18 protein-coding genes are annotated in these 21,138 nt (G+C 62.0%); 8 read left to right on the plus strand and 10 right to left on the minus strand.

The genetic code is table 11. The features are described from left to right. Window positions 1-137 precede the first annotated feature (137 nt). From rsmF to I6L33_RS15605, 4 genes are all read right to left on the minus strand, one after another. Complete coding sequence (gene rsmF, locus I6L33_RS15590; protein WP_216972874.1) at window positions 138-1,565, minus strand: 16S rRNA (cytosine(1407)-C(5))-methyltransferase RsmF; 1,428 nt, start codon at window positions 1,563-1,565, stop codon at window positions 138-140. Between the two features lie 130 nt (window positions 1,566-1,695). Further along, complete coding sequence (locus I6L33_RS15595) at window positions 1,696-4,248, minus strand: MlaD family protein (protein ID WP_216972875.1); 2,553 nt, start codon at window positions 4,246-4,248, stop codon at window positions 1,696-1,698. A 68-nt stretch (window positions 4,249-4,316) separates the two neighbouring features. Beyond that, the gene (locus I6L33_RS15600; RefSeq protein ID WP_010633988.1) at window positions 4,317-4,925 is read right to left on the minus strand and encodes a paraquat-inducible protein A; all 609 of its coding nucleotides are present in this window, start codon (window positions 4,923-4,925) and stop codon (window positions 4,317-4,319) included. Beyond that, entirely contained in the window at window positions 4,903-5,535 is a 633-nt protein-coding gene (locus I6L33_RS15605; RefSeq protein WP_010633989.1) for a paraquat-inducible protein A, read from the minus strand. Before I6L33_RS15605 ends, I6L33_RS15600 begins: the two co-directional genes overlap by 23 nt. 148 nt (window positions 5,536-5,683) lie before the next feature. On the opposite strand from I6L33_RS15605, the gene prpB reads away from it, so the two are divergent. The 3 genes from prpB to I6L33_RS15620 all read left to right on the plus strand — a co-directional run bounded on the left by prpB (window position 5,684) and on the right by I6L33_RS15620 (window position 9,282). Then, window positions 5,684-6,571, plus strand: a complete 888-nt coding sequence (prpB, locus tag I6L33_RS15610; protein ID WP_042051807.1) for a methylisocitrate lyase — start codon at window positions 5,684-5,686, stop codon at window positions 6,569-6,571. Between the two features lie 8 nt (window positions 6,572-6,579). Beyond that, entirely contained in the window at window positions 6,580-7,707 is a 1,128-nt protein-coding gene (prpC, locus tag I6L33_RS15615; protein ID WP_216972876.1) for a 2-methylcitrate synthase, read from the plus strand. Between the two features lie 129 nt (window positions 7,708-7,836). Beyond that, window positions 7,837-9,282 (plus strand): bifunctional 2-methylcitrate dehydratase/aconitate hydratase, encoded by a 1,446-nt coding sequence (locus tag I6L33_RS15620; RefSeq protein WP_216972877.1) that lies wholly within the window; start codon window positions 7,837-7,839, stop codon window positions 9,280-9,282. Window positions 9,283-9,372: 90 nt separating this feature from the next. On the opposite strand, the gene I6L33_RS15625 is transcribed toward I6L33_RS15620, so the two are convergent. After that, entirely contained in the window at window positions 9,373-10,116 is a 744-nt protein-coding gene (locus I6L33_RS15625) for a hypothetical protein (protein ID WP_216972878.1), read from the minus strand. Between the two features lie 211 nt (window positions 10,117-10,327). On the opposite strand from I6L33_RS15625, the gene I6L33_RS15630 reads away from it, so the two are divergent. Both I6L33_RS15630 and I6L33_RS15635 read left to right on the plus strand, forming a co-directional pair. Continuing rightward, on the plus strand, window positions 10,328-10,705 hold the full coding sequence (locus I6L33_RS15630) for a polyhydroxyalkanoic acid system family protein (RefSeq protein ID WP_201880543.1): 378 nt from the start codon (window positions 10,328-10,330) through the stop codon (window positions 10,703-10,705). 292 nt (window positions 10,706-10,997) lie between these two features. Next, complete coding sequence (locus tag I6L33_RS15635; RefSeq protein WP_010633994.1) at window positions 10,998-12,422, plus strand: wax ester/triacylglycerol synthase family O-acyltransferase; 1,425 nt, start codon at window positions 10,998-11,000, stop codon at window positions 12,420-12,422. A gap of 66 nt (window positions 12,423-12,488) precedes the next feature. Here the strand turns inward: I6L33_RS15635 and I6L33_RS15640 are convergent, their stop codons facing one another. From I6L33_RS15640 to I6L33_RS15655, 4 genes are all read right to left on the minus strand, one after another. Further along, complete coding sequence (locus I6L33_RS15640; RefSeq protein WP_216972879.1) at window positions 12,489-13,286, minus strand: hypothetical protein; 798 nt, start codon at window positions 13,284-13,286, stop codon at window positions 12,489-12,491. 43 nt (window positions 13,287-13,329) lie between these two features. Then, window positions 13,330-13,980 (minus strand): TetR/AcrR family transcriptional regulator, encoded by a 651-nt coding sequence (locus tag I6L33_RS15645; protein WP_095592768.1) that lies wholly within the window; start codon window positions 13,978-13,980, stop codon window positions 13,330-13,332. Between the two features lies 1 nt (window position 13,981). Next, window positions 13,982-15,166 carry a patatin-like phospholipase family protein gene (locus tag I6L33_RS15650; protein WP_216972880.1) on the minus strand — a complete coding sequence of 395 codons (1,185 nt, stop codon included), beginning with the start codon at window positions 15,164-15,166 and terminating at the stop codon, window positions 13,982-13,984. A gap of 82 nt (window positions 15,167-15,248) precedes the next feature. Continuing rightward, window positions 15,249-15,833 carry a phasin family protein gene (locus I6L33_RS15655; protein ID WP_206220059.1) on the minus strand — a complete coding sequence of 195 codons (585 nt, stop codon included), beginning with the start codon at window positions 15,831-15,833 and terminating at the stop codon, window positions 15,249-15,251. 248 nt (window positions 15,834-16,081) lie between these two features. Between I6L33_RS15655 and I6L33_RS15660 the strand changes: the two genes are divergently transcribed. Continuing rightward, window positions 16,082-18,052: an SDR family oxidoreductase gene (locus I6L33_RS15660; RefSeq protein ID WP_216972881.1), complete on the plus strand. Its 1,971-nt coding sequence runs from the start codon at window positions 16,082-16,084 to the stop codon at window positions 18,050-18,052. Window positions 18,053-18,101: 49 nt separating this feature from the next. Here I6L33_RS15660 and I6L33_RS15665 read toward each other — a convergent pair whose 3' ends face one another. Next, a complete protein-coding gene (locus tag I6L33_RS15665; RefSeq protein WP_216972882.1) occupies window positions 18,102-18,998 on the minus strand; it encodes a triacylglycerol lipase in 897 nt (298 codons plus the stop codon). A 169-nt stretch (window positions 18,999-19,167) separates the two neighbouring features. On the opposite strand from I6L33_RS15665, the gene I6L33_RS15670 reads away from it, so the two are divergent. Both I6L33_RS15670 and I6L33_RS15675 read left to right on the plus strand, forming a co-directional pair. Continuing rightward, a complete protein-coding gene (locus I6L33_RS15670) occupies window positions 19,168-19,482 on the plus strand; it encodes a YebG family protein (RefSeq protein WP_017779038.1) in 315 nt (104 codons plus the stop codon). A 298-nt stretch (window positions 19,483-19,780) separates the two neighbouring features. Then, window positions 19,781-21,058 carry a site-specific integrase gene (locus tag I6L33_RS15675; RefSeq protein WP_017779039.1) on the plus strand — a complete coding sequence of 426 codons (1,278 nt, stop codon included), beginning with the start codon at window positions 19,781-19,783 and terminating at the stop codon, window positions 21,056-21,058. The last annotated feature ends 80 nt before the right edge of the window (window positions 21,059-21,138 follow it).

The raw sequence follows: 21,138 nt of genomic DNA on the forward strand, positions 1-21,138 counted from the left end.
GGGAATTGGCTCCTTGCAGAGCCGTGCGCTAACTGGTGTTCGGATTGCCTTTAAGCTTAGACAAGGCTCAAGGCTTTTCAAGATCCGCGCAAAGGTTCAACCGGAGTGTGGGTTTTCCTGCTTCGGGACGCCACTTGCTACACGAACAGATTGTTGTCGCGCACCAGCTCGCGGGGCAGGGCATTCTTGACCCGGCTGCCCACCCATTTCCCCATGCCCAGGGTATGCCCCTGATAGCGGACGATCACCTCACCGCTACCGGCGGCTTGCTCCGGCCACACATCCCGCCCCATCATGAACTCCCGCGCATTCGCTATATCGAGCTCGACGAATCCCTTGTTCGCACCATCGCCATAGGCCAGTGCCCACTCATGGGTCAGCCGATACCCTTTCTTGAAGGTCTCCGCCAGTTTCAGCCCGATGCGATCGAAACGCAGCTTGCCCTGTACCTGTTCGAACAGCTGGGGGAAGAGCCAGATCTCCTCGCTGCGGCCAAACAGATTTCCCTGCGGCACCACCCCGAAGGCAGCTTCAATCTCGCGCAACATGGGTTCGGACTCCTTGGCCGGCAGAGGCGAAAAGGGGAATTTTCCGAGTTTGCCCGGTTTGAACATGGTGTTGGGCACTGAGTGGTGCTTGCGCAATCTGGCGACGAAAAAGCCCTCACTGTCGAAGATCTGGGGCCAAACGTGCAGATATCCCTCTGGCGTACAGGCTTTCTCCGCAGCGGGGAAGAGATCGGCCAGCGAGTCAAAGCTGAAGGCATCGCCGAACTTGTCTTGCAGTGACTGACAGACGGCCTGGTTCTCCTGCAGGCTCAGGGTACAGGTGGAGTAGACCAGTACGCCGCCCGGTTTGAGAGCATGGAAGGCGCTCTCCAGCAACCCTTGCTGCACGGCGGCGATCTCGTCAATGCTCTCGATGCTCCAGTTGCGCAGGGCGTCTTCATCCTTGCGCACCGTGCCCTCGCCAGAGCAGGGGGCGTCCAGCAGGATGGCATCGAAGGTTTCCGGCAACCACTGGCCGAAGACCTTGGCATCGAAATGGGTCATCCCCACGTTGGTCACACCGCAGCGTTGCAGATTGGCACTGAGCACCTTGAGCCGGCTGCTGGAGTACTCGTTGGCAACCAGCATCCCCTGGTTCTCCATCAGGGCCGCAATCTGGGTGGTTTTGGAGCCGGGGGCCGCCGCCGCGTCCAGCAACATGCCGTCACGCCGAGTCTGCTCACAGGCAAACAGGGCGGTAACCGGCAGCATGGAGCTCGCCTCCTGAATGTAGAAGAGGCCGCTTAAATGCTCGGCGGTGTTGCCAAGGGGCACGCTCTCGTCTTCGCGACTGAGCCAGAAGCCGGTGTCGCACCAGGGCACGGGATCGAGCTGCCAACCGAGCGGCTGCATCCGCGCTACAAATGCCGCCACCGATATCTTCAGGGTGTTGACCCGGATGCTGCGCCGCAGCGGTCGTCGACAACTGGCCACGAACTCATCCATGGAGAGGTGCGCCGGCATGATGGCCGCAATATGGCGCAAGAAGTGATCGGGAAGATAGGTGTTGTCGTGCACGGAGCCGTCTCATTGACCGAAAAAGAGGGGCGACATCTTATCACAAGGGCAGGAATATTCTGAAAGCGCAGCGGCTAAAAACAAGCCCGACACAGTGCCGGGCTTGAGTGAGCGTGGGTGAGGGGAGCGATCAGGGCTGGATGCGGGGGCTCCACTCCTGCCACTCTTTCTCTGCCTTGGCATGCAGCGGGTAGCTGTGGCCGGCCTTGACGGTCGGCCCCATCTCTTTCTCTGGAGTGTTGAAGGCGATGCCGCCGGCGAGCAGGCTCTGCACCGTCTCCACCTCGATGGTGCCACCGGTCAGGCCGATATCCGCCTTGACCCCGGAGACGTTCCAGAAGCGGGTGTTGGCCCGCACCAGATGGGCGTACTCCTGCTCCACGTTGACGTCGATCAGCACCTCGCTGCCATCGCGGGCCAGCGCCACCTTGGTCACGCTGCCCACCACCATCTTGCGAAACAGCAGTGGGCTGCCGACGCTCAAACCGTTGACCGATGCGCTCTTGAGGGTGAGCGCCAGGCCGGCCGGGCCGCTCTGGCTGAGGGGGAAGCGCTCCTTGCCTGCGCCCTGACCGGGCTGCGCCTCCACAAAGGCGCCCTTGATCAGGGTATCGAGATGAGCCACGCCGCCCAGCCCCAGCTTGGCCTGCACCAGGGTGAAGCGGGCACCGGACTGCAGGAAGCGCGCGGCATACTGGCCATCCAGCTCGGCCTTGAAGATCACCTGCCCCAGGGCCGGCTCCAGCTCAATCTGTTCAATCTTGCCGATGTCGACCCCGCGGTAGCGGATCGGGCTGCCGACCCCGAGCCCCGGGTTGCTGTCAGCCACCAGGGAGAGGGTCCGTACCTTGGCCTTGGCCTGCTCCTTGCTGTCAAACAGCTGATGACTGCTGCGGCCTGTGCCGAGCCGATCGAACTCGATGGCGCCGCGCAGCAGGGTGGCGAGGTTCCCCACCTTGACCTGCACGCCATCCACCCGCACCCGGGTATCCAGCGCCGGCTTTTTCCAGAATTGCGGCTGCTGCTCCAGCAGGGGGGCATAGACACCGGCGATCTCGAGTTCGATCTCCACCCCCTCCCTGGCGGCGCGCAGCGCGTTGACCTTACCGGCCTCGAGCCCCAGATAGAGCACCGGGGAGCCGATACCGATGCCATCGGCTTGTTCAGCCTTCAACATCCAGCGACGAGGCTTGGCATCCCGGGTACCGAGCAGGGCCAGCTCCTGGCTGGGATAGAGCCGGTTGACCCGCTCGCCAGAGGGAGCCTGCACCAGCTTGATGCCGCCGCCAATCCAGGCGCTGGCCGGGCTGGTTTCCACCTTGATACCGCTCAAGTCGGCATCGATCTGCAGCGGCGCCGCCCGATAGAAACGGGCCCGGTTGAGCAGATGCTGATACTGGCTCTGCACGACCAGAGCCACGCTGGCGTTGCCACCGCCATCCAGGGTGAGCTGGCTGATCTGGCCCACCTGCAAGCCCTTGTACCAGAGCGGCGCCCCTTCGTTGAGGCCGGCCAGATCGTCGGCCTGCAGCACCAGCTTGATGCCGCCCGGTTGCTCCTTGCTGCTCAGGGTCATGGCCTTGACCCGCTCGCCCGCCACATAGTCGAGGCGAATGGCCGGGCCCGCCAGCAGGCGATCCGCATGCTTGATGCCGCCGGCGCCGAGGGAGACGCTCTCCCACACCAAGCGGCTGTTGCCGGTGATCCGAAATGCCTGCTCCGGGTTGATCAGTGCGGTCACAACCCGGCCCTTGTCGGTCAGGCGAATGGAGTCGATGCGGCCGATCTCGATGCCTTCAAACAGGATGGGCATCCCCTCCTTGATGGGCAGATCCCCCGCCTGGATGTCAATTCGCTCGCCGCGGGCCGCCTCGGCCAACCCTTTGTAGAGGGTGAAGACCTGGCCTTTCTCCGGCTCCGGGGAGTCCTTGGGAGAGTCGAAGGCGATGCCGCCGCTCAGGATGGAGGTGAGGCTGCCGGCCTCCACATTGACCCCGGCCAGGCTGAAGGAGCCCTTGATGCCGCTGATGTTCCAGAAGCGGGTGTCGGCCTTGATGAGGTGTTCAAAACGCGGCTCGATCACCAGATCCAGGATCACGTTCTGGTTCTCTTCGCCAAGGCGGGTGTTGATGACGCTGCCCACCTCGATGCCGCGAAAATAGAGCTTGGCGCCGATGCCGACCGAGCCGAGCGAATCGGCGGTCAGGTGCAGCATCCGCCCCTGGGCCTGATAACCGGGGGGAGGGCCGTCCAGCGCGTCGAACTCCTCCTGCAGCGGGTTGTTGTCACGCCCGGGCTGCAGGTTGATGTAGTTGCCGGAGACCAGGGTATCGAGGCCGGAGATCTCGGTGAGCGACGCCTTGGGGCTCACCAGCCAGAAGTCCGAGCCTTTGCGGATGAGCGGGCGGGCCCGACTGTCTATCTTGGCCAGCACGGCTATCTTGCGGCCATCCTCGGCCAGCGCCAGCTCCTGTACCACCCCGATGGCGACCCCCTGGTAACGCACCTGGGTCTTGCCCGGCAAGATGCCGTTGCCCTGGGCGAAGTTGATGCGAATAAGCTGGCCACTGCTGACAAACTGCTGGTAGATGAAGCCCCCCGCCAGCAACAGGGCGATAAAGGGCAGCAACCAGACGGGTGACAACCAGCGACGCTTCTCAATGACGGGTTCAGCCCCGATCATACCGACTCCTTAATTGGCTGAGATAAACAGCATTCAGATAGAAGAAAACAGGTTAACACTGCCGCGCCCTAGCGGGCCGCCTTGTCCCACAGCAGGCGCGTGTCCAGCATGCGGGCCGACATCATGGTCAGCACCACCACACCGGCAAAGGCGGTGGCGCCGGGGCCGGCCCGCACGTTGAGCAGCACCCCGCGATCCACCAGGGCCACCATCAGCGAGATGACGAACAAGTCCAGCATGGACCAGCGCCCGATGAAGTCGATGATGCGATACATGATGAGCTGGCGTTTGCGCCGCACCGGCTTGCTGCGCTGCAACTGCCAGCAGATCCAGCCCAGCCCCAAAATCTTGCCCACCGGCACTATGATGCTGGCGGTGAGGACTATGGTGGCAATCCCCGACATCTTGCTGCGATAGAGCATCATGATACCGCTGAAGATGGTGTCGGACTGCAACAATCCCTTGTTGTAGAAATGAGTGATGGGCAGAAGGTTGGCGGGCAGCAGCATGAAGCTGGCCAGCGCCAGCAAACCCCAGGACCAGGCCAGGGAGTGGGGAATGCGCACTTGCAGCCGGCTGTGGCAGCGGGGGCAGACGCTGCCCGCCTGATAGCGTACCAGCAGGCCGCAGGTGTGGCAGCGGCAGAGCCCCAGTTCACGGGCGCTGGTCTGGGACATGGTCCGGCTCCTCCAGCGGTACCCGCTCCCAATAGGGGGCGGGGTCAAACAGGATCAGCAGGGTCAGGTTGAGCAGCATCAGGATCCCCAGGCTAAGCAGGCCGCCGCCGAGGCGCACGTCGGCGATGTCGACCAGCTTGAACAGGGCGACCAGCAGGCTGACGATGTAGACCTCCAGCATGGCCCAGTGGCGAAACACCTCCACCGCCTGCAGGGTCGGCGCCAGTATGTGCCAGCGTTTGGCGAGGCCCGAGGCCAGCGCAAAGATCCCGAGCAGCAAGCCCACCGGCGCCAGCACGGCGCACCAGAACACCAGCCCCGCCACCCAGATCTCGTGTTCGAGCAGCAGCACCAGGATCCCTTTGAGCAGGTTGGCGTCCGAATTGACGCCAGCCAGGCGCAGGTAGATCAGCGGCTCGAAGAAGGCGGACGGGAGCAACAGGAAACCGGTGATGGTCAGCGCCATCAGCTGGGAGGGGCGAAATGCGTAGCGCCCGTACAGATGCTGATGACAGCGGGGGCAGTGGGCGTGGCGCCCAAGCGGCAATAACTTGCGTTCGATCAGCAAGTCGCAAGCCGGGCAGACGATCACGGGATTGGGATCCGACATTACGATTCAACCTGTTGAAGGAATTGGTGAAATTTACCCTAAAAGCCGCGTCCTGTCTTGCCTGGCAGGGGTCTGCCACGAAAGTATGATTGACGTTAACGTAAACGTGATATTAGATAGTCAAACCAGACAAGTGAAAGGAGTCATGATGTCCAGCCTTACCCCCTCGGCAGGTCTGCGCTTTCGCACTGCCCTCGCCAATGAACGCCCCCTGCAGATCGTCGGTACCATCAATGCCTACATGGCGCTGATGGCGGAGCGCAGCGGCTTTCAGGCCATTTACCTCTCAGGCGCCGGCGTGGCCAACGCCTCCTATGGCCTGCCGGATCTTGGCATGACCAGCCTGAACGACGTCTTGACCGACGCCGAACGCATCACGGCGGCGACCCGTGTGCCGCTTTTGGTCGACATCGACACCGGCTGGGGCGGGGCCTTCAACATCGCCCGCACCGTGCGCGCCTTCGAGCGAGCCGGGGTAGCGGCCGTGCACATGGAAGATCAGGTGGCCCAGAAGCGCTGTGGCCACCGGCCCAACAAGGCGGTGGTCTCGCAGGAGGAGATGTGTGATCGCATCAAGGCGGCGGTGGATGCCCGCGAGAATGGGGAGTTCGTCATCATGGCGCGCACCGACGCGCTGGCGGTGGAGGGGATTGGCCCGGCGCTGGAGCGCGCCGCCGCCTACGTGGCCGCCGGGGCCGACATGATCTTCGCCGAGGCGGTGACCGAGCTCGGTCAGTATGACCTGTTCAAGCAGGCAGCCGGAGTCCCCATTCTCGCCAACATGACCGAGTTCGGCAAAACCGAGCTGTTCGACAAGGAGGCGCTCGCCGCCCACGGCGTCGACATGGTGCTCTATCCCTTGAGCGCTAGCCGGGCAGCCAACCAGGCAGCCCTCAACGTCTATCAACACCTTCGCCAGGATGGTCATCAACGGGCCGTCGTCGACACCATGCAGACACGGGAGTCGCTCTATGACTTCCTCGGTTATCACCACTACGAGCAGACGCTGGACCGTCTGTTTACATCCAAGGATTAGGAGGAAGAATGGGACAGCAAAAACCGTTGGGTGGCGCCGGCCTGCGTGGCCAGAGCGCAGGGGAGACCAGCATCTGCACCGTTGGCAAGAGCGGCACCGGGCTCACCTATCGCGGCTATGACATCCAGGAGCTGGCCGACGGCGCCCAGTTCGAAGAGGTCGCCTACCTGCTGCTCAAGGGAGAGCTGCCGGACGAGCAACAACTCGAGGATTACAAGCGGACGCTGCGCAGCCTGCGCACCCTGCCTGCCGCCTTGCTGGAAGTGCTCGAGCGCATTCCTGCCGACGCCCACCCCATGGATGTGCTGCGCACCGGCTGCTCCATGCTCGGCGATCTGGAGCCGGAGGACGGCTTCGAGCATGAGCATGAAGTGGCGGATCGGCTGCTGGCTGCCTTCCCGGGCATTCTCCTTTACTGGTACAAGTTCAGCCACGACGGGGTGCGCATCGCCCTCGACACCGACGAGGAGTGCATCGGCGGCCACTTCCTGGCGCTGCTGCACCAGAAGGCGCCGAGCGAGCTGGAGCGCCGGGTGATGCACGTCTCCCTCATTCTCTACGCCGAGCATGAGTTCAATGCCTCCACCTTTGCGGCGCGGGTCTGCGCCTCGACGCTCTCGGACATGTTCTCCTGCGTTACCGCGGCCATCGGCACCCTGCGCGGCCCGCTGCACGGCGGTGCCAACGAAGCGGCTATGGCGATGATCGAGCCCTGGCAGGATGAGGCCCAGGCACGGCGCGAGCTGCAAGCCAAGCTGGCAGCCAAGGAGAAGATCATGGGCTTTGGCCACGCCGTCTATCGCACCTCGGATCCGCGCAACGTCATCATCAGGGGGTGGTCGGCCAAGCTGGCCGAGGCGGTGGGGGATGACCGGCTCTATCGCGTCTCCTGCGAGGCGGAGAAGGTGATGTGGGAGGAGAAAGAGCTCTTCCCCAACGCCGACTTCTTCCACGCCAGCGCCTACCACTACATGGGGATCCCGACCAAGCTGTTCACTCCCATCTTCGTCTGCTCGCGGGTCACCGGCTGGTGCGCCCACGTGATGGAGCAGCGCGAGCACAACCGGATCATCCGCCCAAGCGCCGATTACGTCGGCCCGGCGCCCCGGCATTTCGTCTCGCTGCAGCAGCGATAACCATGGGCGGCCCTGTCACCCCATTGCGTCACCCGACACCGGCAACAGCGGGATCGATGTGCGCAGGCGGGCGGGCAGGGCGCCGTTTCATCACCCCGTTTCATTCACTACAACGATAAGGAAGTCACGATGTCCGCCAACGTCGACGTCAACCACAGACCAGACCCCGATCAGGTGCTGGTCGATATTGCCGATTACGTCTGCAATCACCCCATTACCAGCCAGGCCGCCCTCGATACCGCCCGTTACTGCCTGATGGATACCCTGGGCTGTGGCCTCTTGGCCCTGCGTTTTCCCGAGTGCACCAAACACCTTGGCCCCATTGTGCCAGGTACCCTGGTACCCCATGGTGCCCGGGTGCCCGGTACCCAGCTCTGTCTCGATCCGGTCAAGGCCGCCTGGGATATCGGTGCCATCATCCGCTGGCTCGATTACAACGACACCTGGCTGGCCGCCGAGTGGGGTCACCCCTCCGACAACCTGGGGGGGATCCTGGCTACCGCCGACTGGCTCTCCCGTACCCGGGTGGCAGAAGGCAAGGCGCCGCTCACCATGAGCGATGTGTTGACGGCCATGGTGAAGGCCCATGAGATCCAGGGGGTACTGGCACTGGAGAACTCCTTCAACCGGGTCGGTCTCGATCACGTGGTGTTGGTGAAGGTTGCCAGTACCGCCGTGGTGACCCACATGCTGGGCGGTAGCCGCGATCAGGTGATCGATGCGGTCTCCCAGGCCTGGGTCGATGGCCAGAGCCTGCGTACCTACCGTCATGCACCCAATGCCGGTTCTCGCAAGAGCTGGGCGGCGGGGGATGCTACCTCCCGGGCGGTGCGCCTGGCGCTGATCACCATGAGCGGCGAGATGGGTTATCCCGGCGCTCTGACGGCTCCCAAGTGGGGCTTCTACGACGTGCTGTTCAAGGGCAACCAGTTCGCCCTGCATCAGAGCTACGGCAGCTATGTGATGGAGAACGTGCTGTTCAAGATCTCTTACCCTGCCGAGTTCCATGCCCAGACCGCGGTGGAGTGCGCCATGAAGCTGCATGAGCAGGTGAAGGGGCGGCTGGACGAGATCGACCGCATCGAACTCACCACCCATGAGTCGGCCATTCGCATCATCAGCAAGGTGGGCGCCCTCAACAATCCGGCCGACCGGGATCACTGCCTGCAGTACATGGTAGCGGTGCCGCTCATCTTCGGACGCCTCATCGCCGAGGATTACGAGGACGCCGTGGCTGCCGATCCCCGCATCGATGGACTGCGCGCCAAGATGGTGGTGCAGGAGGACAAGCGTTACAGCCGCGAGTATCTGGAAGCGGACAAGCGATCCATTGCCAACGCCATCCAGGTCTTCTTCAAGGACGGCACTCACACCGCCAAGGTGGAGGTGGAGTATCCGGTCGGTCATCGCCGCCGCCGCGAGGAGGGGATCCCGCTGCTGGTAGAGAAGTTCCGCCACAACCTGGCCACCCGCTTCCCGGCCAAACGGTCCGAGGCGATCCTGGCCCTCTGCCAGGATGGCAAGCAACTGGCCGCCACCCCGGTGCACACCTTCATGGATCTGCTGGTGATCTGACCGCACTCCTGTCCAACGATAAACGAAAAGCGGGCCACTCGGCCCGCTTTGTCATGTTTTACGGCATGTGTGCCTGCATGACTCCCAAGGTCAATCCAGCACTGTGTCATCGCCAGCCAGCAATGCCTGCATGATCGCCGTCTCGCGGCTGGCGATGGTCTCGAGAAACTCGCTGGCCCGCCCCATGTGGTGACACACCCGGTAACCCCGCTCGACAAAGGAGAAGAGCTCGCCCAACCCCGCCAGATGGGCCGGCCCCGATATCAGCTTCAAGGTTGCTCCGAGCAGCGGCTTTCTGGCCAGCCGGTCCAGGGTCATCCCCAGCTCGTTGACCAGTAGCAACTGATGACGGCGACGCGCTTCTTCACCCACCTCCTGATAGGCGAGGGCATAGGCCTTGGCGTTTAGGCGCGCCATGCTGCCGCCGCGACGCAGCGCCACCACCATCAGGTAGTCGAGCTCCTCGGAGAGGGCATCGAGTTCAATGGCCTGCGCCAGCACCTTGAGGCCGGATTCCGGTAACAGCCGCTCGGCGGTCGGCATCACCCGCATCACGTCCGCATCGCGGCGGGCACAATCCCCCGGCCCGTAGAGGTCGGTCAGGAAAAACTGCGCAGCCGGGCCGTAGCGCTTGCTCTCCAGCAGATCGCGGTGAGTGCGCCCCAGCCGATCGGCCTGCCATTGGCGCAATGCATCCCTGTCTTGCTGATCCTGCGGGTGGGTGCGCATCTGCTCGCGCAAGGCGGCCACCTGGTTGAGCTGACGGTAGAGTCGCCCCAGGGTGCTCTCTTCATCCATGTGGTGGTCATCGGATGGTTGTTTCTCTTGGGTCATCTGCTGCTCTCTTGACCTGTGTTCTCTGGTGTATCCCATGGCCTGTGACGGATAAAACGGGCGGCCGGTGAGGGGCGGGAGTCACTCGTCACGAGCCGCCAGACTAGTGTAACGCGGCGGCAACCCAGGCGGAATCGATGGAGCTTTTACTCGACAGCCTTTGTTAAGTGAGTCCCAAATATGTTGCAAATCACTTTCACTTGTTTGATTCATGTGTTTAATATCAGTAAATGTCGTCACCGCTCAGAGAGTTAGCATGTTTCTATACGATCCCCTTGCCGGCAGCAGCCTGTCGACCATCCAGGTCAGCCGTCAACACCCGCTCGGCCTCGCCGGTGCTCGGCTCGCTGCCGAAGCCATCGCCCAGGACATGAGCGAAGAGTACGAGCTCGACTGCGAGTGGGAAGACGAGGAGGAGACCCGCTTGCTGTTTCGCGGCGCCGGGGTCAATGGCTCCCTCTGCCTCACCGAGGATACCCTGTCGCTGGAAGTGCGCCTCGGCCTGATGCTGTTACCGGTACGCAGCGTACTGGAGCAGGAGATCCTCGAATATGTCGATCAGCGTCTGCCTTGTCCCACGCGGCGATAACCAATCCAATAAAGACTGATCCAGCGCAATAAATAATGGTGAAATAGTGCGATTTATATTCTTTTGACGAAACAGCCGACCTGGAGGTTATTATTCAGGCGGCATATCACAAGTCGTATTTTTAAATTTTACGGGGCAACAAGAGCCTCTGCTTTTGTCATGGATGGCTGGCGTGAATTAATCGCCGTGCAGTTTCACCAACATAAGAAAACATTGTTTATTGCCTCCGTTTTGGTCGCCGACGTCCAGAACGAAATGTGGCACAAATAATGCGAAACGATAGGGATAATACATGTCTGTGTGTGAACTCATCTCCTGTGTCGATACCGCCTGGCTGCGGATGGACAGGCCCAACAACTTGATGCAGATCGTCGGCGTGCTGATGTTCGACGGTCAGCTGGATGAAACCAGATTGCGCGAGAGCCTGCTGCACACCGTACGGGTACAGCCGCGCTTCGCGCAGAAAGCCTGCCTGGAAGGGGGAGAGTACTACTGGCGTACCGACCCCGATTTCGATCTCGACCTGCATCTCAAGCGGGTGATCCTGCCGGGCAAGGCCGGCAAGGCCGAGCTGGAGCGGCTGGTGGCCGACTTTGCCTCCACCCCCCTCAACCACCAGCGTCCGCTCTGGGAGATGCACCTGGTAGACACCTCCCTCGGCGGCCAGGCGCTGGTGGTGCGCTTTCATCACGCCATGGGGGACGGCTTCTCCCTGGTGCGGGCCATGCTCACCATGATGGACGAGAGCCCGGTTGCCCCTCCCAGACCGCAGCCCGAGCCAGTGGCCAACGACGACGGCGACGAAGAGCACGATCAGCAGGGCAGTCGCCTGCTGCGGGCCGGCCTCAAGCTGACCGGCACCCTCTGGTCCAAATACGTCGAGGTGCTGACCCACCCCACCAAGGCGATGGACTACCTCAAGACCAGCCGGGACGTGACCGCCGAGCTCTACACCATCGCCACCCTCTCCGATGATGCCGATACCCGGCTCAGAGGAGAGACCGGCTGCACCAAGCGGGTAGCCTGGTCAGAACAGATCCCGCTGCCGGATGTGAAGGCGGTGGGGCGGGTGCTCGGCTGCTCGGTCAACGACCTGCTGATCGCCGCCACCGCCGGGGCCTTTCGCCACTATCTGCTGGAGAAGGGAGACGAGGCCGACGTCGACATCCGGGCCCTGGTGCCGGTCAACATGCGCGCCCCGGACGACAAGGGGGCCCTTGGCAACCGCTTCGGGCTGGTGGCCCTGGATCTGCCCCTCAACATCGAACATCCACTGCAACGCCTCTATGCGGTGCGGGATCGGATGCAGGCGCTCAAATCTTCCCTGCAGCCGGCGGTGGTGCTCAACCTGCTGGAAGTGATGGGCATGGCCCCCAAGGCGGTGCAGCAACAGGCCATCGACATCCTCTCCGCCAAGGCCAGCGCCGTCATCACCAACGTACCTGGCCCGCAGCAGACCCTCTATCTGGCCGGCGCCAGGTTGCGCCAGCCGCTGTTCTGGGTGCCCCAGGCCGGCGATATCGCGGTCGGCGTCTCCATCCTCTCCTATGACAACAAGGTGCAGGTGGGCCTGATCACCGACAAGAAGCGGGTGCCGGACCCGGATCTCATCGTCGAGCGCTTCGCGGTGGAGTTTGAGCAGTTGCTGCTGCTGGTACTGATGGAGCCGGACCTGCTCTACGACCCCGCCATGCTGGATCAGCTGCTGCACGGCTGATCCGCCGCGCTTCAAACGCAAGAGGCCAACCCGGGGGTTGGCCTCTTGTTTTATGAGTCTGGCGAATTACTCCTCCTCCAGCTCCTCACGGGCGGCTTCCACATCGAGCCGCTCCATGGCATCCAGCGCCTCGCACTCTGCAGCCTCGCCGTAGAGTGCCTCGGCCGCCGCCATCTTGCTCTTGCCGTGCATCATTACCATGGCGTTGGCGTACTCCATGCGGGCGATGGCTGAGTGGGGGATGATGGCCAGCGCCGCCTTGAAGTGACGCTCGGACTCATCTTTTTTGGCGCCGTAGGTGATGCCGCCGATCATGGCGCCCAGCTTGTCGATGATCTCCGCATGCCAGGCACCGAAGGCGATATGGGCTTCCCCGTGGTCAGGTTCAAGCGCCAGTGCCTTCTCCAGGCTGCTCTTGATCTTGTCACCTATGCCGATGGAGAGTGCCTTGGAGACCGAGATCACCTGGCTGTAGCGACCCAGCGCCAGGGCGTGGAAGTACCAGGCGTTGACATTGTCTGGCTGACGTTTTTGCAGTTTTGCAGCGTTGCTGGCGGCCAGCTCGAACGCCTCGCGCTTGGCATATTTGTCATCCAGCAGGTAGCTGGCATGGATCACCAGCGCCTTGTTCGCCACGTTGAGGCCATCCTCGCCGGCGGCCAGCCCGAGGCTGACGGCCCGGGCGAAATCACCGGCGTGATAGGCGCGCCAGGCTTCCTGTACCTGTTCATCTTCGGGCCAGGGCTCGGCATCCCCCTGGTGCAGCCGCTCCCAGTGCTGCTCAAGGCGCTCCCCGGTATAGTCATAGGTGGCTTCCGGCCAGGGGAAGGGGGTGAAATCGAAGTTGGGCTGTGCAGTGGTCATATGATTCTCCCTGTTAAAAACACAATCAAAAAACACGGTTCGGTCAACCCGCCACGGTGGCGGGACGATAATGGCTGGCAATGGCATCGAGCGCGGCGCGGGCATCGGCTCGCAGCCTGGGGGCCACCAGCTCCATCACCTGAAAAACGCCGAGGGCGATGTCGGCATCGGCCCGCGGATGCAGCGCCCGCTGATAGGAGATCCAGAAGGTCCCCACCAGTGCAATATTGGCGGCCAGCGCCGTCACCTGCGCTTCGTCGCCTTCTAGCAGACCGCTGCGCCAGAGGTGGTGACAGATGGCGGCGGCGGTCAGCTCCTTGCGCCGCAGCAGGGCCGAAAAGCGCTGCTCCACCTTGTGGTTGCCGTTCATCAGGGTGCTGATGTCGTAATAGAAAAAGCGGTACTTCCAGATGAGTTCGAACATCAGGTGCAAGAAGAACCAGATGTCCTCCGCCTCGTTCAACGGCGGGGTAATGGTGTCGAGCAGGTGGGCCATCTCCTGTTCGAACTCGCCGAACAGGGCGTTGACTATCTCCTCCTTGTTGTGAAAGTGGTAATAGAGGTTGCCCGGGCTCATCTCCAGCTCGGCCGCGATGGCGGTGGTGGTGACGGTCGGCTCGCCCAGCAGGTTGAACTGGGCGAGGGCGGTGGCCAAGATGCGATCCCTGGTACGCCGCTTGGGTTTGCGATCCATGCTACTCCTTCGGTTGACGCCGGCCCTTGTCGCCATAGCGACGGGTCAGCCAGTGCTGCAACTGGGTCAGTGAGGCATCCAGCGCCGCCACCGCACCGATGCCCGGGGTCAGCAGGGAGCGCTGCTCATCGGCCAGCGCGTCAAGATCCAACGCCAGCCCGTGTCTGGCGAGGATGGGACCAAGCTCGGCCCGCCGCTGCCACAGATCCCGGCGGGTATGCTGGAAGGCGTGCTCGCACAGGTGGCGCCGGTCCCGATAACTGAACACATTGGTGAAAAACATCTCGCCATCGGCCGGGGAGGGCTCGAACAGCAGGGCATCCGCCTCTGGGTACTGGTGTTTGTAGCGATCCATCCCCACGTGCATGCGCGAGTGGATGATGGCGCGAAACGTCTGGGCCAGCACCAACGGCAGGCCGCTATCCACCAGCTTGGCGGGGCGCTCGCTGGCCAGGCCAGCATCAAAGGGCACCAGCGGGTTGATGCAGAACACCAGATCGGCCCCCTCCTGCAGCGCCACCGAGGCGTGCAGCGTCTTAATGAGCGCGCCGTCCACGTAGTAACGGCCATCGATGAGGGAGGGCGGGAACAGGCCGGGCAAGGCGGCAGAGGCCTGCACCGCGGCGGAGATGGGCACCTGGTCGAGCCCCGGGCTGCCGAAGGCCACCGCCCGACCGGTGTCGAGTTCGGTGGCGATGACGAACAGCCGGCTGGCCAGCTCGCGAAAATCGTTGCTGCGACCGGGGCGCGAGAAGAACTGGGTCAGGATCCGATCCACCCCGCGGCTGTCGAACATGCCGGTGGGGATCGCCTTGGACAGCCCCTGCAGCGAGCCGAGCAGGCTCTTGTTCCAGGGGGAGGAGAGGTAGTCGGCCAGACACGCCAGCGCCAGGGGCGGCAGCGAGGTGAGCCGCTCAAAATACTCCCCGAAGGCGGGGCGCAGCAGGGTAGAGGGGTCGAAGAACTCGCCACTGTCGTCGCTCAGCAGGATCCGCACCAGCTTGTCGGGGGAGATGCCGTTGGCCAGCGCCGAGGCGATCACCGCCCCCGAACTCACCCCCACATAGATGTCAGCCTGCTCGAAACGCACTCCCTTGATGCTGTCGGCCAGGGCGGCGCAGGCACCGATCTCGTAGATCCCCCCCAGAGGTCCCCCCCCGGCGAGGGCAACCGCAATCGTGCTCATGATTTGCCTCCCTTATCACGCAAAACCGGCCCAGCAGAGGGCATGGGCCGGTGGATCATCAGTCAGAACAAGCCGGTCAGGATCAGAAGAGTGCGGTTTCACCCTTCTCCTTGATCTCCTTGGCCACGTTTTCTACTTCCGTTGCCAGCTCCTTGACCTCTTCCTTCACCTTGGCGACGGGGGCGGGTGCAGGTGCGGCTTTCTTGACCGGCGGCTTCTTGGCAACAACCGGCTTCTTGGCCGCTGCCGCAGCAGGCTTGGCCTCGTCAGCCGGGGCAGTGTCGTCCTGGGCATCGATCAGCTGCTGCACCACTTCGGTCAGTTCAGCCATCCGCTTGGAGAGCTTGTCGATGTCCTTGCGGGTCGGGATGCCGAGGCTGGCGACGGCGCGGGCCACGCGATCCTCGAATACCTGCTCCAGACGGCCCCAGGTACCGGCAGTCTTGTCGGTCATGGCCGCGATCTTTTCATCGGCGCTCTGACGGGTACGGGTTTGCAGGGCTTCCCCTTCCTGAACCAGGGCTTCAAAGATCTTGCCGCCTTCCTCTTGCGCCTTGGCATAGGCACCCAGGCCAGCCAGCCAGATCTGCTGGGTGGACTCTTTGATGGTGGAAGTGAGGTGGTTGTCGGTCACCGAACTTGCCAGTGCTTTCAATTTTTTGGCCATGACAGTCTCCTTACTCGTGATATAGATGATGGTAATGACAACAACCTTGGTATATTCGTTGTGGCATTACTTAACTTTCATCCTCAGTCTAGGGAGAAAAAATAGAGGGTTCTACCTAATAACGGAACAGGCAACCCTGGTAATTTTGGACTGGGTCACGAAGAATGATATTCGAATGAATATTTTCAGTAAAAGCGTGATATATCTAACAACAACTAACAGCCCAATCAGTAAGGGATATAAATACCATGGATTATTTCATCACAGGTGGCAGCGGCTTCATCGGCCGCCGGCTGATTAAAAAATTGCTGCAGCGTCCAAATAGTCGGGTGCATTTCCTGATGCGGGCAGCCCATCTCGAGCGGGTACCCTACCTGCTGGCCTACTGGGGCGTTGGTGAGGATCGCGCCATTGCCGTGGTGGGCGACATGACCCACCCCTTGCTCGGCGTCGGCAACGGCGAACTGGAGCCCCTCATCGGCAAGGTTGATCATTTTCTGCATCTCGCCGCCATCTATGATCTCAACGCCAAGGCGGGCATTCAGCAGCAGGTCAATGCCGAGGGCACCCGTCAGGCCCTGCTACTGGCCGAGCGGCTCCAGGTGCGCTGTTTCCATCATTGCAGCTCCATCGCGGTGGCCGGCCTGTTTGACGGCCTGTTCCGGGAAGACATGTTCGATGAGGCCGAACACCTCGACATGCCCTATTTCCAGACCAAGCACGAGGCCGAAGGGATAGTGCGCAAGGAGAGCACCATCCCCTGGCGCATCTACCGACCCGGCATAGTGGTCGGCGACGCCAATACCGGCGAGATGGACAAGGTGGACGGCCCCTATTACTTCTTCAAGACCATCCAGAAGCTGCGTCGCATGCTGCCGCCCTGGATGCCCGCCATCGGGGTCGAGGGGGGACGCATCAACCTGGTGCCGGTCAACTTCGTGGTGGATGCCATCGATCACATCGCCCACCTGGAGGGGGAGGACAACAAGGCGTTCCACCTGACCGACTCTCACCCCATGCGGGTCGGCGACATGTTGAGCACTTTCTCCCGGGCGGCCCATGCCCCCGAACCGGCCATTCGCATCAATGCCGCCCTGTTCAGCTTCATTCCCCGCCATCTGATGACCATGCTGATGGCGCTGACCCCGGTGCGACGCATTCGCGATGCGGCCATCGCCGATCTCGGCCTGCCCAAGGACATCTTTCGGCTCATCAACTATCCGACCCGTTTTGACAACCGGGAGGCCCAGCGGGTGCTGAAGGGGACCGGCATCGAAGTGCCGCCGCTGCACAGCTATGCCTGGCGCCTGTGGGACTACTGGGAGCGTCACCTCGACCCGGACCTGTTCATCGACCGCACCCTGCGCGGCCGGGTCGAGGGCAAGGTAGTGCTGGTCACCGGAGCCACTTCCGGCATAGGCAAGGCCACCGCGAAGAAACTGGCAGAGGCGGGCGCCAAGGTGCTGACCATCGCCCGGGATGAGCACAAGATTGCCGAAACCCAGGCCGAGTTTGCCGAGCTGGGATTGACCCTGCAGGTCTATCAGGGGGATCTGGCCGATCTCGCCCAAGGGGAGGCGATCACCCGCCAGATCGTGGCCGAGCATGGCGGCGTGGATATCCTGGTCAACAACGCCGGTCGCTCCATCCGCCGCGCCATCGAGGACTCCTTCGACCGTTTCCACGATCTGGAGCGCACCATGCAGCTCAACTACTTCGGCACCCTCAAGGTGATCATGGGGGTACTGCCCACCATGATCGAGAAGAAGAAGGGGCACATCATCAACATCTCCTCCATCGGGGTGCTGACCAATGCGCCGCGCTTCTCCGCCTACGTCGCCTCCAAGTCGGCGCTGGATGCCTGGGTGCGTACCGCGGCCTCCGAGTTTGCCGACAAGGGGGTCAACTTCTCCATCATCAACATGCCGCTGGTGAAAACTCCCATGGTGGCGCCCACCAAGGTATATGAACAGGTGCCCATGATGACGCCGGAAGAGGCCGCCGATCTGGTGTGCGACACCATCATCAACAAGCACGTGCGCCTCGCCACCCGGCTCGGGGTGTTCGGCCAGGTGATCCATGCCCTGGCACCGCGGGTGGCCCAGGTGATCATGAACACCAGCTTCCGCACCTTCTCCGACCCCAAGGAGGGCAACGAGTCCAAGGCCTCGGCGGATCAGATGGCGGTCTCCACCCTGATCAAGGGGATCCACTTCTAGTGGTGACCACAACGAGTTGATGTAGCAAAAACGGAAAGGGCCTGAGCAATCAGGCCCTTTTCATTTGCGGTTGCGGGCGGGAGAGCAGGGTCAGCAGCAGGGCCGTGGTGCGACGGGAGTAGAGCAAGGAGAGGTGGCCAAGGGCGGCAAGCTCCACGTCCTCCATGCCATCGAGACGCTGGCGGGACTGGGGCAGCACGAAGTTGTCGTGGCTGGTACGCACCGAAACGCCTGGTACGCAAAGCGGCACGGCGGCAAAGCGCTGCAACCAGCCGGAGCCTGGCTCCATCTCGCGGGCATTGTCGCCGAGTCCCAGGGTGGCGAGCTGGCTGCCCTGATGAGGGGTGGCCAGGGTGATGAGCTGCGCCACCTTGTCACCCCCCGTCACCGCCAGATAGTCGCGGCACACCAGTCCGCCCATACTGTGACCGATCAGTACCAGCTGCGATGCGCCGGTGGCGACCAACACCTCGTCGATACGCCTGGCCAACAGCGGCACCATGTCGTCGAGATGGCCAAAGGGAGGAGTCAGGGTGACGGTTGCCACCGTGTGACCGGCGGCCTCCAACCGTGCCCGCTGCACCCGCCAGATGCCGCGACTGCAGCCATAACCGTGGATCAGCAGCAGGGGCAGGGGAGAAGGGGTCAACTTGTCAGGCGGCATCAGCCAGCGCTCGAACGGCAGCAGCCAGGTGAAGGTCAGCAGGTAGGCCGCTATCTCGCGCCCCACCATGGGCAGCCAGGCTCGCCAGCCGATGGCAGGCACAGGATAGAAACGGGAAAAGCCCCAGGTCAGCAATACCACCAGGGTGCGCAACCCCAACAGGGCCACCACCACAAACAAGATGGAGGGCGCCCAAGAGAGGCCGATGGCAAGGTGGGCGATGCTCCCAAGGAGCGTCACCTCAACCAGCAGCAGGATCAGTAATTGCTTTGTTATCGTCATGGCCCAATCATCCGACCAGTTTGGCGTGGAAGTCAAATGACACTTTCATCAATGTGACGGCCAACCCGCTATCGGTCAGTCTCGGCTCAAGCCTACCTGCCTGTGGCTATTTGCAATACTGTATATCCATACATATACTTGTATTCACCATCAGAAGGAGGACGCCACTATGGCCGTTGAGATCAAATATGTTGTGGTTCGTGGGGGAGTGGAGAAGATGACCTTTACCAGCAAGAAAGAGGCTGACGCCTATGACAAGCTGCTGGACACTGCCGATGAGTTGATGACGCTGCTGGCCGCGGCTCCCATTGCACTCGAGCTGGAACAGCAGGAGAGCCTGGCCTTCTATCTGGCCGAACAGCGGGACGCACTGCAGAGCGTATTGCGCGGTGGAAAGGGGCAGGGGAGCAACAAGGCAGAGAGCCAGGAAACCCAGAGTGAAGCAACCGAACCCAAAGGCAAGTCACTCAAGCGGGTTGCGTAGCAAGGCGTCTGGATAACAGGGTGAGGAAGGACAGGGAAAAGGGGCGAGCCGTCACGGCCAAACACTTTCTTATTCAAAAATAAAGAATTAACAGTCAATTTTCAGACTATTTACCCCGAGAATTTTCTGACAAGAGTGCATATTCATTGAATGGGATAAGAATGTGTTCGCAGTGATTCAACGTGGCGACTGCATCCATGTTTCCTGACAATGTCCCCACCACCGATGATGCCGATAACCCCATTTATCGGCATTACCCTTGAGCAGGCCGCAAGCCAGAACCATTTCAAGCAAGACCATGACCACAACCATACTTCCACCCGCCATGCCGCTGTTCGATGGCTTAGCATACCTGGAGGCGGGCAACCCCCAGGTCAATCAGTACCTGGCCAACCTCAGCCTCACCGACGTACCCGATGCCGGGATCGTCTACGAGCTCGCCGTCGACTGGCTGCTGGAGCAGCGCAACAACGAGAACAACTACAAGACCTATCGCAGTGAGCTGACCACGTTCTTGCACTGGTGCTTCAGCGAGATGCGCATCAGCCCAAAGGATCTGACCCGGCGCATCATGATGCGCTACCTCGACTACTGTCAGTCGCCGCCAGCGGCCCTGATTGCCTATCGCAACGTGGCGCAGTTCGTGCTCGACAAGGAGTGGGGAGAGCGTCTGCCCAATCCCCAGTGGCGACCCTTTCTTGGCAAACGGGAGCTGGGCCGTGAACTGCCGTACCGCCTCAGTGAACAGGCCATGAAGACCAAGCTCGCCATTCTGTCTGCCTTTTTCCAGTTTTTGATCCAGGAAGAGTACATGGACCGCAACCCGGCGCTTCTGCTGCAACGGGTGAAGCGCTGCGTCCAGCAGGAGCCGGATGACCAGGGCCAGGCCTTCAGCGAGCTGCAATGGTCCTATGTGATGCAGGCGGCCGATCGGCTGGCCACCGAGTCACCGGAGCAGCACGAGCGCAGCCGCTTTCTGATCAGCCTGATGTATGCCTGCTACCTGCGCATCTCCGAGGTGGCGGCAAGGCCAGGTTTTACCCCCGTCATGGGGCAGTTTCGCCGCGATGGGAAAACCGGCGTCTGGGGCTATTACATTCCCCGCAGCAAGGGTGGCAAGCGCCGCACCGTGGCGGTCTCCCATGCCTTGCTGGAGGCCCTCAAACGCTACCGGACCTTTCTCGGTCTCTCGCCACTGCCGGTACCCGATGAACAGACGCCACTGTTTGTGCGCCACAAGGCCGCAGCCCACGGCCGTGAACAAGGTGAACTCAATGCCAACCTCGGCATCCGTCAGCTGCGCGAGCTGGTGATGGCCGTGATTCAGGCGGCTGCCACGCTGGCGGAACAGGATGGCTTTGCCCAGGATGGCGCCGAGATGCGCAACCTGACACCGCACTCCATTCGCCATACCGGCATCACTCACGACATCAACCTCAACGGCCGGCCCTTGTCCCATGTGCAGGCCGATGCCGGCCACGACAGCATCGATACCACCTCCAAATACCTGCACACCGGCAACAGCGAACGTCACGAGAGTGCCAATCACAAACCACTGGATCGGTTACATGATTAAGTTAAACAGTGAGAGATAACAGAAAAGGAAAGATTCGTTCTTGGCAAACCAACCCAGTGTTGTTGAACCAATCCAGAACA

Origin of the sequence: Aeromonas sp. FDAARGOS 1403, assembly GCF_019047325.1 — a bacterium.
Lineage (GTDB): Bacteria > Pseudomonadota > Gammaproteobacteria > Enterobacterales > Aeromonadaceae > Aeromonas > Aeromonas dhakensis.